This is a genomic window from Neisseria sp. P0013.S005 (assembly GCF_051958425.1).
GTDB classification, from domain to species: domain Bacteria; phylum Pseudomonadota; class Gammaproteobacteria; order Burkholderiales; family Neisseriaceae; genus Neisseria; species Neisseria subflava.
This window is the reverse complement of the sequence record NZ_JBQCVL010000004.1, coordinates 130,397-144,326: the sequence shown is the minus strand read 5'-3', so window position 1 is coordinate 144,326 and position 13,930 is coordinate 130,397. Positions and strand designations below refer to the sequence as shown.

The window sequence follows — 13,930 nt, the reverse complement described above, 5'->3', positions numbered from 1 at the left end:
CCTCAAAACAGACAAATATAAAAAAGGATGTGTCCAACACGTCCTTTTTCCCTTTACCTTACAGGTAGAATTTTTCAATCACTTTCAGGTTTTCATCCAATTTGTACACCAGCGGCTGACCGGTTGGGATTTCCAAGCCCATGATGTCTTCGTCGGAAATGCCCTCGATGTGTTTGGCCAAAGCGCGCAGGGAGTTGCCGTGTGCCGCAACCAATACACGTTTGCCGCTCAAGATGGCCGGAGCGATTTGGTCTTCCCAGAAAGGCAGGACGCGCTCGAGGGTAACTTTGAGGTTTTCGCCATCAGGTACGACATCGCTAGGCAGGTTGGCATAGCGGCGGTCGTTGTGGGCGGAGTGAGGATCTTTAGGATCCAGCAGCGGAGGCAGGGTGTCGTAGCTGCGGCGCCAAATGTGGACTTGCTCGTCGCCGTATTTTTCTGCGGTTTGTTTCTTATCCATACCTTGCAGCTGACCGTAGTGGCGCTCGTTCAAACGCCATGATTTAATTTGTGGAACAAACAGTTGGTCGGATTCTTCCAAAACGATGTTACAGGTTTTGATGGCACGGGTCAGAACGGAGGTAAAGGCGATGTCAAACTCGTAGCCCTTCTCTTTCAACTTTTTACCTGCTGCCGCGGCTTCTGCCAAACCTTGCTCGCTCAGCTTGACGTCGCGCCAGCCGGTGAAAAGGTTTTTCGCATTCCATTCGCTTTGTCCGTGACGGATGAATACTAATTCCATGATAGTTTGCTCCAATGAAGTTTGGGAAAGGGTATTTATATCATACTTTGCCGCCGCGCTGATAACGCCGGCGGTTTCTTTTGATATGTTGCAAGTTTGCTTTTAGTCTTCAGACGGCCTTGTCGGAAGGTAAACGTCAAAACGTGTGCTTTTGCCTGTGTATTGATAAGCAGGTTTGCGCCCGTCGAGAAATTCGCCCAAGCGCGGGCGTTTGACGACAATGCGTTTTTTGGCGGTATTCAACGCTGCGTCCAACAACTCGGCTTCGTCTTGTGCCGCGCCGACCAAGTCGTGAAAGTAAGCCATTTCTTTTTTCACGGCGGCGGTTTTGCGGCGTTCCGGATACATTGGGTCTAGGTACACCACATCGGGCCTGCCTTTTTGCGTTGCCAATTCTTGCATTAAATCAACGGCATTGCCGAAGTGCAAAGTAATGCGTTGGGCAATCTCCCGTGTTTCTTCACTTTGGCCTGCCCTGTTGAGGCCATCTGAAAGTAGACAGGCAACGGCGGGATTTTGTTCAAAAGTTTGCACATTCAAACCCAACGAGGCAAGCACAAAACTGTCGCGCCCCAGTCCGCCGGTAGCGTCCCAGACAGTCGGTTGCGTAGTGTGGTTAACGGCTTTGGCAATCAACTCGCCTCCACCTTTAGTACGCCGATAATGGGCGGCACCTCCATCAAAATCAACGCGGACACGGCCTTTTTCACCGGCGCGGCACAAGCTGATTCCGCTTTCGTCAGCGATAAGGAAACTGCCTTCTTCAGGCTGCCGGTCGATAACGGTCAGCCCGAAAGGCGCGGCAAGGCTGCAAAGTTCGGTAGATGAAGTTTCGTCAAAATAAATCTTGTACATAAGGCTTATGTTTCAGACGGCCTTGAAAACTCAGGCCGTCTGAACGTTTTAATTGATGTCCAAGCGTTCCATGCGGTAGCGCATAGAGCGGAAGCTGATGCCCAAAAGTTTGGCGGCTTGGGTACGGTTGTAACGGGTTTGCTGCAAAGCCTGCTCGATGATGCTGCGTTCCACTTGGTCGAGGTAATCCTGTATCTGCATGGTCCGCGGATCAAACGGCGGAATCGGGCTGTGATTGAGTGTAGTTTCGCGTGCGTCAGGTTCGGCAATATCGTCAAAAGAGAAGCCGCTGCGTTCAGCCTTAACCTGTGGGGCGTTTTGAATCTGCAAGTCATCCACTTGTATCACTTGGCCGACCGTCAGTGCGACGGCGCGTTCGAGGATGTTTTCCAACTCGCGGAAGTTGCCGGGATAGCTGTAATGCAACAGGGCTTCTTGGGCTTTCGGGCTGAGTTTGTAGGTTTGATTGCCGTGACGGTGTTTGTACAGCAGATACAAAATCAGCACGCCCAAGTCTTCGCGCATTTCGCGCAAAGGCGGCATGTGCAGGGTGACTACGTTGAGGCGGTAATACAAGTCCTGACGGAATGCGCCGCTTTCAACCAAGGCTTCGAGGTTTTTATGGGTTGCACAAATAATGCGCACATCCACAGAGGTTTCCCGCGCATCGCCGATACGGCGCACGGCTTTTTCTTGAATGGCGCGCAGGAGTTTGACCTGCATGGCAAGCGGCAAATCGGCAACTTCGTCAAGGAACAAAGTGCCGCCGTCAGCATGTTGGAAAAAACCTAAACGGTCTTGATCCGCGCCAGTAAAGCTGCCTTTTTTGTAACCGAAAAATTCGCTTTCCATCAGGTTTTCAGGAATGGCACCGCAGTTGACGGCAATAAACGGTTTGTCGGCACGGTCGGACAGTTCGTGAATCGTGCGCGCCGCCTGCTCTTTACCCGTACCGGACTCGCCGGAGATATAAACGGGAACAAGGCTGTGGGCCAATCTGCGAATCAGGTGGCGCACTTCGACCATTTGCGGCGAGGTGCCCAACAGGCGCGGCATATCGTCCTCGCCTTCCAATATAGGTGCGTCTTGTTGCAGAGCAGGATTGATGTTACCGGCCGAAAAACGCTCTTTTAAGGAATTGAGTCCTTCCGGAACAGTTAAAGGCCGGTTAAATTCACTCTGTACGCTCTTAGGAGGCGTAACAACAGGCTTGGCCGGCTGAGGTTCGGGTTTATACAGGGCGGCAGAAACTGGCGCAGGCTGCGATTTGACTTTTTCAGACGGCGTGGGTTCGGTAGTATTGTCTGAAACCGATACTGCCGATTTAACCAATGAACGCAACTGCGACAGCGTAATCGGTTTTTGCAGATAATCAAACGCCCCTGCTTTCAAGGCTTCAACGGCTTGGTCGGCATTGCCGAAGGCCGTAATCACGGCGACGGGTGTGTCGAGCATCAACTCATCGATGTATTGGACAACCTCGAGGCCGGAGCCGTCGGGCATACGCATATCGGTCAGCACCAGCGAATAATCGTTGTTGCCCAGCTTGTCTTTGGCTTCTTCAACACCAGCCGCAGTATCGACGCGCAGACCCATTTTCATCAGGGTCATTTCCATCAGGTCGCGGATGTCTGCCTCGTCATCAACAACCAAAACCGGCTCTTGCAATTTATTCATCCCGCGCCTGCTCCTTCGGTAAAATCAATTCAAACCCATTCATTTCAGGGTGATAATGCAGCTGCCCCATATTGGCGTGTGCCAACTCGCGTGCGACGTAAAGCCCTAAGCCGGTGCCTTGTTTTTCGGTAGTGTAAAACGGCTCGAACAAATGATTTCGTACATCAGGCGGCACGCCTTTGCCGTTGTCCGCCACTACGATGGAAATATGCATCCTGCCGCTAGGGCGGATAAGGACGGTAATGGCGTTTTCGTCCTGACGGCTGTGTCGCCACGCATTGTTGCACAAGTTCCACATCACTTGCTGCAAGTGCATAGGATCGACCAATACGGTCAGATTGTTGCCGTCCATATTCATGCGCAGACAGCCGATGGCATCGGGATTGTTCAAGGTAAATTCCTGCTTGAACTCCAACCAGAATTTCATCAGATTAATCGGCTGGCGGCTGATGTTGTCTCGTTTGTTAAACAGGGATACGTCTTCCAACATCTTGTCGATGCGTTGGATATTGCTGTCGATGATGTTGTAGAGCTTGGCCTTGAGCGCGTCTGCCTCATTGCCCTCTTGCAACAAATCGCTGGCATGACGGATGGCGGACATCGGGTTGCGGATTTCGTGGGCAAGGTTGGCAGTCAACTGTCCGAGCGAAGTCAGCTTGGTGGACATGGCCTCCGCAGCCACTTCACGCAATGAGCGGACGTACAACATCAGCAGCTCGGTTTGCTCCTGAATCAGCGGAACGGCACGGACGTGCATGGCGTGTTGGAAAATATGGATATCGGTTTCAAAAGGTTTGTCGGGTTGACGCTGCCAGCGTGCGACCAGTTCGCCAAACACGATTTCCTGCTGATCGATAATCAGACTGGGGAAATAGATTTTTGCCTGCTTGTTAAACAGCCACACGCGTTGGGTCGCATCAATCACCACAACCGCTTCCTGAACGCGGTTCAAAACCAAATGGTTCAAGCCGCTGATACGGCGGTATGCCAGTTGATGGCGGCTGGCGGACTCTGTAGCCTGCTCCAAATAACGGGCGGCAAACGATGTCAACATTGCCACCAGATAGCCTGCGCCGATCAGCATCAAAGAATTCGCCATTGATTTCGCGTCCCAATTAAACGAATCGAAACGCATACTGCCGTCTAAAAACAGGTTCAAAATAAACAACATTGCCGTATAACCTGCATACAGCATGGGATAATGGCCATAACTGAGCAGACACGACGTAGCAACAAACGGCAAAACCAAAATCCCGAAACCGGAAGCCGTACCGCCGGAGATATACACCAAAACCATCATCATGGTGATGTCGACCACGGCGCTGGCATTGGGCAAATCCAAAGACTGCCACTGCCAGTCCGGACGGAACACGGAGAGCATAATCAGGAAGAAATACAGCGTTACCCAGATATAAAACGCAACGTCCGGCAACGAAACGCCAATCAGGTTGCCGCCTGTGTAGCTGCCGAACGCGTGCAAAACCAAAAGCGGTAAGACGATGGCTATTCGGGCAATGTTGATTACACCGGGAATCCGCTCCCTCAGATTACCCAGTTCTTGAAGATTGGCTCTGTTCATAAGTGAACCTTTTTTATTATCATGCAATGTCGTATAAATTTAATTTATTTAGATATATTTGTTCTTGTTTCAGGACAAACTTTTCAGATGGCCTGAGATTTCCAATACCTTGCCTTTTTTACCGCGTTTGCCGTCAATATCGGCAATACGCAGTTTTTCCTGATATTCTGCACCGCGTCGGCCGACCGATACAACGGTAAACTCAGGAGAGGTCGTCACCATAATGTGTTCCAAAGATGCACCATCGGCCAGCGACATCAACTGCAAACCGCGCCCTTTGGACATGACTTTGAGTTCGCCGATGGAAAACGCCAAGAGGCGGTGGTCGCTGCTTGCCAGTACAATTTTGCAGTCGGGGTTGATGAGCGAAGAGGCATAAACCGCAATCGGCGGCAGGACGGTTTCGCCGCTGTCCACGGTCATCACCACTTTGCCCGCTTTCACGCGTCCGACCATATCGCCCAACTTGGCGATGAAGCCGTAGCCGCCGCTACCTGAGAGCAGGTAATGTTGCTCGGGTTGTCCGGTGAGCATGGCGACGGGTTTCGCGCCGTTTTGCAGCTCGATTAACGATGAAACCGGCACACCGTCGCCGCGTCCGCCGGGGATTTCGGCGGCATCGAGCGTGTAGGTTCTGCCCAATGAATCCAGGATGACGACGGGCAAAACAGTACGGCCTTCAAGGGTTTGTTTGAGGCGGTCGCCTTCTTTGAATGCGGTTTGGCTCAAATCGAGGTTGTGTCCGGCACGGCTGCGTATCCAGCCTTTTTCCGACAGAATCAGCGTGATGGGTTCATCGGCGGTGGTTTGTGTCAGCACGGCGCGCCCGGCTTCTTCCACCAGCGTGCGGCGCGCGTCGCCAAACTGCTTCATGTCCGCCTGCATCTCTTTGATAATCAGCTTGCGTTTTTCGTTTTCGTCGCCCAAAAGAATATTCAGACGACCTTGTTCTTCGCGCAACTCGTTCAATTCTTTTTCGAGTTTGAAACCTTCCAAACGCGCCAACTGGCGCAGGCGGATTTCCAAAATGTCTTCGGCTTGGATTTCGGTCAGCCCGAACGCCGCCATCAAATCAGTTTTCGGGTCGTCTGATTCGCGGATGACTTTAATCACTTCATCAATGTGCAGAAAGACTTTCAGACGGCCTTCGAGGATGTGCAGCCGTTTTTCCACTTGGTTCAAACGGAATTTCAGACGACGTGTGACGGTCACGACGCGGAAATCCAGCCATTCCTGCAAAATCGTTTTCAGGTTTTTCTGCGCGGGGCGGTTGTCCAGCCCCATCATCACCAAGTTCATGGACACATTGCCTTCCAGCGAAGTCTGCGCCATCAGTGTGTTGATGAAGGTATCGGTATCGATGCGGCTGGATTTCGGTTCGAACACCAGTCGCACGGGATGTTCACCGTCGGACTCGTCGCGCACGCGGTCGATTAAATCCAGCATCAGCTTTTTGGTATTGAGCTGGTCTTGGTTGAGCTGCTTTTTGCCCGCTTTCGGTTTCGGGTTGGTTTGCTCTTCGATTTCGGCAAGGATTTTGGCGGAGTTGGCGTTCGGTGGCAGTTCGGTCACAATCACGCGCCATTGTCCGCGCGCCAGCTTCTCGATTTCGTAACGCGCACGCACGCGCACGCTGCCCTTGCCGGTTTCGTAAATCCGGCGCAATTCGTCCGCCGGCGTGATGATTTGACCGCCGCCGGCAAAATCGGGAGCAGGGATGTACTGCATCAGGTCGGCGGTTTCCAGCGTCGGCTTTTTCAACAACGCAATCGCCGCCTGCGTAACTTCGTTCAAATTGTGCGACGGAATTTCGGTTGCCATGCCCACCGCGATGCCTGACGCACCGTTGAGCAACACCATGGGCAGACGGGCGGGCAGGTGCAGCGGTTCGTCAAACGCGCCGTCGTAGTTCGGCACAAAATCCACCGTCCCCTGATTGATTTCGGACAACAGCAATTCCGCAATCGGCGTCAGCCGCGCTTCGGTGTAACGCATCGCCGCCGCCCCGTCGCCATCACGCGAACCGAAGTTGCCGATGCCGTCGATTAAGGGATAGCGCAAGGTAAAATCCTGCGCCATGCGAACCATCGCCTCATAGGCAGAACTGTCGCCGTGCGGGTGGTATTTACCCAAAATCTCGCCGACCACGCGAGCCGACTTCACCGGCTTCGCCCCCGCCGTCAAACCCATATCGCGCATGGCAAACAGAATACGTCGTTGTACAGGCTTTTGGCCGTCTGAAACTTCAGGCAATGCGCGGCCTTTAACCACGCTCATGGCGTATTCGAGATAGGCACGTTCGGCGTATTGACCTAACAGCAGGTAGTCTTCGCCGATAGGAGATGGGCTTGGAGCGGAAATGTGTTCTGTCATCAGGATGGTAAAACGAAATAAATTAAAGGGGGATATTGTAAAGCAAAATCGGTAGTCATAGCCAATTTGAGTGATGAACGGTAGTGCGGCGACAATAAGGCTTACCGAATCAGGTCAGCAAATGGAATCCGTTTCGACAAAAAAGGCCGTCTGAAACCATTTCATGTTTCAGACGGCCTTTTCATTTTGGTTTTAAATCAAAACTTCGTTATTCTGTAGTAGCCGGTTTAGCCGCAGTTTTAATGGTTAAGGTCAACGCGGCGGCAATGGCGAGGAAAACACCGGCAAACGTCATCGCGTTGGCAGGGTTTGAACCCAAGAAGGTTTTGTACACCCAGCCGAAAGATACGGTTTCAATCAGCATTGGAATCACAATCATCATGTTCACAATACCCATGTACACGCCGTAACGTTCTTTCGGAATAGAACCGACCATAATCATAAACGGCACGCCCATCATACTTGCCCAACCGACACCGAAACCAATCATCGGGGCAAACATCAGGTATTTGTTGCCGATGTGCGGAATGGTGAGCAAGGCCAGCGCGGCAAGGGTTACGGCAAAGGCGTGAACATATTTGGCGGCATATTTGCGCGCCATCCACATCAGGCCGAAGGCGGAGATAAAGGTTACAACGTTGTAGAAACCGTTTACCAAACCGGTCCATGCAACCGCTTGACTATACGCTTCGGTATTTTCAACAGTCGAATCCCAAACGGATTGGACGATACTGTGGGAAATATATTGCCAGTAGATAAAGAGTGCGTACCATTGGAAGAGATACACCAAAGCCAGTTGCCACAGGGCAGTCGGCATTTCGCATACAGCAACGATAATATCTTTAACAGCATGAGCCGGACCACTTGGTTACGCCTTAATAGCCGCCATTTCCGCAGGACTAGGCTCGCGTTCGGATGTCGATAAAACAGTAACCAAAACCGAACCGATAGAGCAAACCGCACCAATATAGAAGGAACCGAATACCCAATACGGGATACCCGCTTCGGAAGTTTGTTGCAACCAGCCGATTTGCTGGGAGATGTAGAGGGAAACGTTGGCCAGGGTAATACCCAAACCGGTAAACACAGACTGCATCAAGAAACCGGTAGATTGCTGATGTTCGGGCACAGTATCGGCAATAAAGGCACGGAAAGGTTCCATTGCAGTGTTGTTACTGATGTCCAAGAGCCACAGCAGCAATACGGCCACCCACAATGCGGTAACGTGCGGATAAATAAAGAGACAGAGGCTGCAGCCGATGGCGCCAATCAAGAAATACGGACGGCGGCGGCCCAATCCCGGCACCCAAGTGCGGTCACTCATCGCACCAATCATCGGCTGCACCAGCAAACCGGTAATCGGGCCTGCCATATTCAAAATTGGCAACTGGCTCGGATCGGCATGAAGAAAGCTGAAAATCGGATTAATCGCAGTTTGCTGCAACCCGAAGCTATATTGGATACCGAAGAAACCGAAGTTCATCAGCATAATCTGGCGAAGTGTCATCGCCACTTGTGGGGAGATTTTCATAGGAAGGCTACTCCTGGGTAATAAACTATGGAAACAACAAACTCCAATTTCAGCAGTATGACGCTTTTATTATATTTGGGCTGCCCTTTTTACTAAGGCAACTCCGTTTTCAGACGGCCTTTATTTTGACCGTTTGCATGATTCTTATTTTGATGTGTGTTTGTATTGTTTAAAGTTTATTTTCAGGCCGTCTGAAACTATTTATTAATCACAGACTGACGCCAGATGGTTTCCCCAACGACCTTGACTGACTGAACCGAGCCGGTCGGGTGTTCAATGTGTTGAAACAGCAAATCCGCCGCCATCGCGCCCATGCGCAAATAGGGCAACTCTGTACTGGTCAACGGCGGAAACAGCGTCTCCGCAATCGCGCTGTGGTTATCATAGCCGGCAACCGAAACTTGCTCGGGAACCCGCATGCCGCGTGTCCTCAAAATCCCGTACACGCGCACCGCCATTTCATCGTTGCCGCAGCAAATTACCATCGGCGGAAGCGGCAAAGACAGCAGCTTCAAAATAGCCGAAATCAAAGACCCGCTGTCGTTGCTGAAGTCAGGATAGCCGGTTTGCACCAAATCAGGATCGAAGACGATATCCGAATCAGCCAAAGCACGGCGGTATCCGGCCAATCTCAATCTCGTCGCTTCCACACCCGGCTGCAAAGTCACATAAGCAATCCGTTTGTGTCCGCTTTGGATAATCCGGCGCACCAAGCCATACTGCCCTGCTTCATCATCCGGCAAAACCGCCGGCGTACCCACTGAATCAAAACAGTTGACCAACACCATCGGACAACGGTTGGGCACTTCCGGCAGCAATACTTCCTGATGGAAACCTGCCACATATAAAATCCCCTCGGCACGATGCTCCATAAAGGTACGAATCAGCGGCTCCATCTGACCGGGCTGCCCCAGCTTGTTGTCGATGTCGGCAATCATCAAAATCTTGCCTTGTGCACGAATCTGCTGCTGAATGCCCTTAATCAAGAACATATCCGGTATGCCGTGTCCGCCCGTACTCTCGCCTATCCGCGAAATGGCGCCGGTAATCAGACCGACCAATCCGGAACGGTGTGACCGCATAATCCGTGCCGCAGAAGACGGGATATAGCCCAAAGCAGCAATCGCTGTTTCTACTTTGGAACGGGTTTTCTCACTGACCGGCGCATCGCTGTTAATCACCCGACTGACCGTCTTGGGAGATACCCCGGCATAAGCAGCGACATCATAAATTGTAGCCATCTTACGGACCCGCCCCGACAAGATTTCAATAATGTTACATAGGATAACACAGCAGACATCGGTGTCATACCCCCTTTTTTTACAGAAACTTGATGATAATCAACCGTTTATATTGCATTTTGCATACATTTCTTAAACAAAACCGCCCCTACCACCTCCCAAAAGTTGTCCAAATTTGTTAAACTACAAACAACTACAAAAAGCAGAAAATAGATACCCTGCTTGTTTACCGTTACATACTAAGGAAACGAAATGTCCGCATACTCAGACGCATGGCAGGCTTTGGAAGCCCATCATGCCGATACTCAACACGTTACCCTGCGCGAACGCTTCGCCGCAGATGCCGAACGTTTCAACAATATGCACGAAATTCTGCACGGTTTGTTATTTGATTACAGCAAAAACCGTCTAGATGAAAACACCCTAGATTTATTGTGCCAACTGGCCGAAGCAGCCGATTTGCCACAATATATGCAGGCCATGAGCAGCGGTGAAAAAATCAACACCAGCGAACACCGCGCCGTCCTCCACACTGCCCTGCGCCTTCCTGCCAATGCCCAACCTGTTTACGTTGACGGCGAAAACATCGTGCCCAATGTTCATCACGAACTCAACCGCGCACTCGAGTTCGCACGCCAACTTTTAGACGGCACGCACGCAGGCATTACCGGTAAAGCGATTACCGACTTGGTTCACATCGGTATCGGCGGCTCCGATTTAGGGCCGCGCATGGCCACACAGGCGCTGCAGCCTTATTGGCAAAACATCCGCGTCCACTTTGTCAGCAACTCCGATGATGCCGACTTGACCCAAACCCTTCTCGGCCTCAACCCCGAGACCACCGTATTCAGCATTGCCAGCAAATCGTTCCGCACGCCGGAAACCCTGCTCAATGCCTACGCCGCGCGTACTTGGTACCGCGATGCAGGTTTGCCCGATTCCGGCATCTACCGACACTTCTGCGCCATTTCCGCCGATGTGGCCACCGCCCAAAACTTCGGCATTTCCCCCGACAAAGTCTTCGCCATGTCCGACTGGGTCGGCGGCCGCTATTCCGTCTGGTCGCCCATCGGCCTGCCGCTGATGGTTGCCGTCGGCGAAAAAGCGTTCCGCAAAATGCTGGCCGGTGCGCATGCGATGGATACCCACTTCTTCGAAACGCCATTCCGCCGCAACATTCCCGTCCTGATGGCGCTCATCAATGTTTGGTACAACAACTTCCAACATTCAGACGGCCAAACCGTTGTCCCATACAACCACAACATGCGCCTCTTTACCCCATGGCTCAACCAACTCGATATGGAAAGCCTCGGCAAACAGCGTACTTCAGACGGCCAACCCGTTTCCTGCACCACCGGCGGCATTGTCTTCGGCGATGAAGGCGTCAACTGCCAACATGCCTACTTCCAGCTTCTGCACCAAGGCACGCGTCTGATTCCCGTCGACTTTATCGTCCCCATGACTACAGTCTACGGCAACCACCGCCAACACCGCTTTACCGTTGCCAATGCCTTCGCCCAAGCCGAAGCGCTGATGAAAGGCAAAACCTTAGACGAAGTGCAAATCGAATTGGCCGCCCTACCCCAAGACGAACGCGACCGCCTTGCACCGCAAAAAGAATTCCCCGGCAACCGTCCGAGCAACAGCCTGCTCATCGACAGCCTGACGCCTTTCAACCTCGGCATGCTGATGGCTGCTTACGAACATCGTACTTTCGTTCAAGGCGTGATTTGGCGTATCAACCCCTTCGACCAATGGGGCGTGGAATACGGTAAAGAGCTGGCCAAAACCATCGAACCCGAACTCGAACGCGGCACGCCTGCACACGACAGCTCCACCAACGGTCTGATCGCCTTCTACCGCAACTGCAACGCAAGATCGAAGGCCGTCTGAAAATAAAATGCCCGTAAGACAAGCATATCTGCCTGTCTTACGGGCATTTCAAAACCTAATCGGCGGTAAGAATGAACCGTTAAAGCACCGCACTTTTAGACAAAAGTAGCTAGATTTTGATATAAAAAAAGGCTAAATCGATAATGACTTAGCCTTTTTCATCAGACTTGATTAGTTGTTTGTTGTTAATGCGCCTAAATCTTTATCAACTAAGAACAAACCTTTACCATCTTCACCAAGAAGATTTAATTTATCCAAAATTCCACTGAATAATTTTTCTTCTTCATGTTGTTCAGCCACATACCATTGTAAGAAGTTAAAGGCAGAGTAGTCTTTCTCTTCAAAAGTTCTACCAACTAATTCATTGATTTTAGAGGTAATTAACTTTTCATGTTCATAAGTTAATTCAAGTACTTGTTTCAATGATGAAAATTGATGAGGTGGTTCATCAATTTGTGTGATGATAGCCAATGCGCCGGTCTCATTTAAATAAGTGAAGAGTTTACGCATATGCTGCATTTCCTCAGCCGCATGCTCTGATAAAAATTTTGCAGCTCCTTCGAAACCTTGTTGTTCGCACCAGGCGCTCATTTGTAAATATAAGTTAGAAGAATAAAACTCTAAATTCATTTGATCATTTAATAGTTTAATCACGCTATTTGATAACATTTTATTTCTCCTATTCTTATAAAGTTTTTAATTCACGATCAATGTAGTAGAGCGCTGTACCACTTTCACCAAGAAGTTTGAATTTATCAACAATACTGTTAAATAATTTTTCTTCTTCATGCTGTTCAGCTACATACCATTGTAAGAAGTTAAAAGTAGAGTAATCCTTTTCTGCAAAAGTACTCTCAACTAACTCATTAATTTTAGATGTCACTAGTTTTTCGTGTTCAAGTGTTGTTTCAAAAACTTCTTTTAATGAAGCGTAATCGTGTTTAGGGGCGTCAATTTTACCTAACAAAGGCATTCCACTGGTTTCGCTCACATAAGTAAACAACTTTTGCATATGTTCCAATTCTTCATCGGCATGACGAAGTAAAAATGCTGCAGCGCCTTCATAACCATGTTTATGGCACCATGCACTCATTTGCAAATAGACATTTGATGAATACAACTCGAGATTAATTTGTTCGTTTAATTTTGCTGTAATTGACTTACTTAGCATAACTAACTCCTTTTCTTAATGCGGTTAATAGATGTATCACAATACAAAATTTGTATTTGCGGATGAATTTTACTCATTTTATTGAGAATAGTCAATTTTATTTTATCAATTTTTATTGTAACACATTAATTTAAAAGGATTTTATAAATAAATCATTCTCATTTGGTTCCATTTAATGAAATGAGTTATCAATATCGCCTTTGCCTAAATTCTCTAGAGAAATGATGAGGTGTTGGAAGGAGAATCGTAGATTTCCAAAGTTTTTTGCTCTCACTTATCAACTCCAAAATACTGGATAAATAGAAAACATGAAAATTCAATGTTTTTTATAGAATTACGCATCAAAGCGATATAGTTTCAAAGTAGGTTATCCTTAATATTTGAATGTGACAATTACCATTTATTATTTAACATAATATACATATTGTTGAAAAATCTACTGGTTAACTTCAATCAGGGAAAGCATGAAGAAGTTAGGAAGTTAGTTGGAAAGTTGATTAGGGTAGATTTTATTCAAATGAAAGACTAGGCTATGAAATCAAAATTTGTGTATAAGTTACTGGTAATTTCAAAGTACCTGTATATTTTAATTTGTATATCAATACCGATCGTTTTTATTTATGAAAGCTACCAAGAAGATAATGTTGATTTTATGATTTATATTCATGCTTTTATTATTTTTTCCATATTGGGTGTATTGACTCAATATTCTATGTCTAATTTTTTTGAAAAGGAAAAATAACATGATTGAACTATCCATTTAGGATCTGGAACTAATTTATGGAGGAGGCTTAGGAGAGAGAATCCTTCAAGGAGGAGCAAATGGTGCATAAATAGGAGGATCAATTGGTGCAGGTATTGGTCTGGG

The 13,930-nt window shown here is 49.1% G+C and carries 9 protein-coding genes and 1 pseudogene; 1 reads left to right on the top strand and 9 read right to left on the bottom strand.

What is annotated here, in order from left to right; all coding sequences use genetic code 11:
- Positions 1-58: 58 nt before the first annotated feature.
- The 7 genes and pseudogenes from ACTHTA_RS05935 to ACTHTA_RS05905 all read right to left on the bottom strand — a co-directional run bounded on the left by ACTHTA_RS05935 (position 59) and on the right by ACTHTA_RS05905 (position 9,998).
- Positions 59-742, bottom strand: a complete 684-nt coding sequence (locus tag ACTHTA_RS05935; protein WP_003679823.1) for a 2,3-diphosphoglycerate-dependent phosphoglycerate mutase — start codon at positions 740-742, stop codon at positions 59-61.
- A gap of 102 nt (positions 743-844) precedes the next feature.
- Complete coding sequence (locus tag ACTHTA_RS05930; protein ID WP_308887642.1) at positions 845-1,597, bottom strand: class I SAM-dependent methyltransferase; 753 nt, start codon at positions 1,595-1,597, stop codon at positions 845-847.
- A 48-nt stretch (positions 1,598-1,645) separates the two neighbouring features.
- A complete protein-coding gene (locus ACTHTA_RS05925; RefSeq protein WP_313971076.1) occupies positions 1,646-3,274 on the bottom strand; it encodes a sigma-54 dependent transcriptional regulator in 1,629 nt (542 codons plus the stop codon).
- Complete coding sequence (locus ACTHTA_RS05920; protein ID WP_003686765.1) at positions 3,267-4,853, bottom strand: two-component system sensor histidine kinase NtrB; 1,587 nt, start codon at positions 4,851-4,853, stop codon at positions 3,267-3,269. Before ACTHTA_RS05920 ends, ACTHTA_RS05925 begins: the two co-directional genes overlap by 8 nt.
- Before the next feature lie 69 nt (positions 4,854-4,922).
- Positions 4,923-7,226, bottom strand: coding sequence for a DNA topoisomerase IV subunit A (gene parC, locus ACTHTA_RS05915; protein ID WP_308887644.1), 2,304 nt, complete (start codon positions 7,224-7,226; stop codon positions 4,923-4,925).
- Positions 7,227-7,434: 208 nt separating this feature from the next.
- Positions 7,435-8,757: pseudogene (locus ACTHTA_RS05910) on the bottom strand (MFS transporter).
- Positions 8,758-8,954: 197 nt separating this feature from the next.
- The gene (locus ACTHTA_RS05905; RefSeq protein WP_003686780.1) at positions 8,955-9,998 is read right to left on the bottom strand and encodes a LacI family DNA-binding transcriptional regulator; all 1,044 of its coding nucleotides are present in this window, start codon (positions 9,996-9,998) and stop codon (positions 8,955-8,957) included.
- Between the two features lie 252 nt (positions 9,999-10,250).
- On the opposite strand from ACTHTA_RS05905, the gene pgi reads away from it, so the two are divergent.
- Positions 10,251-11,891, top strand: a complete 1,641-nt coding sequence (gene pgi, locus ACTHTA_RS05900) for a glucose-6-phosphate isomerase (RefSeq protein WP_440375732.1) — start codon at positions 10,251-10,253, stop codon at positions 11,889-11,891.
- Between the two features lie 171 nt (positions 11,892-12,062).
- Here pgi and ftnA (ACTHTA_RS05895) read toward each other — a convergent pair whose 3' ends face one another.
- Together ftnA (ACTHTA_RS05895) and ftnA (ACTHTA_RS05890) are read right to left on the bottom strand one after the other, a co-directional pair.
- Positions 12,063-12,560, bottom strand: a complete 498-nt coding sequence (gene ftnA, locus ACTHTA_RS05895; protein WP_003686798.1) for a non-heme ferritin — start codon at positions 12,558-12,560, stop codon at positions 12,063-12,065.
- 16 nt (positions 12,561-12,576) lie between these two features.
- Positions 12,577-13,062, bottom strand: coding sequence for a non-heme ferritin (gene ftnA / locus ACTHTA_RS05890; protein WP_003686837.1), 486 nt, complete (start codon positions 13,060-13,062; stop codon positions 12,577-12,579).
- Positions 13,063-13,930: the final 868 nt, after the last annotated feature.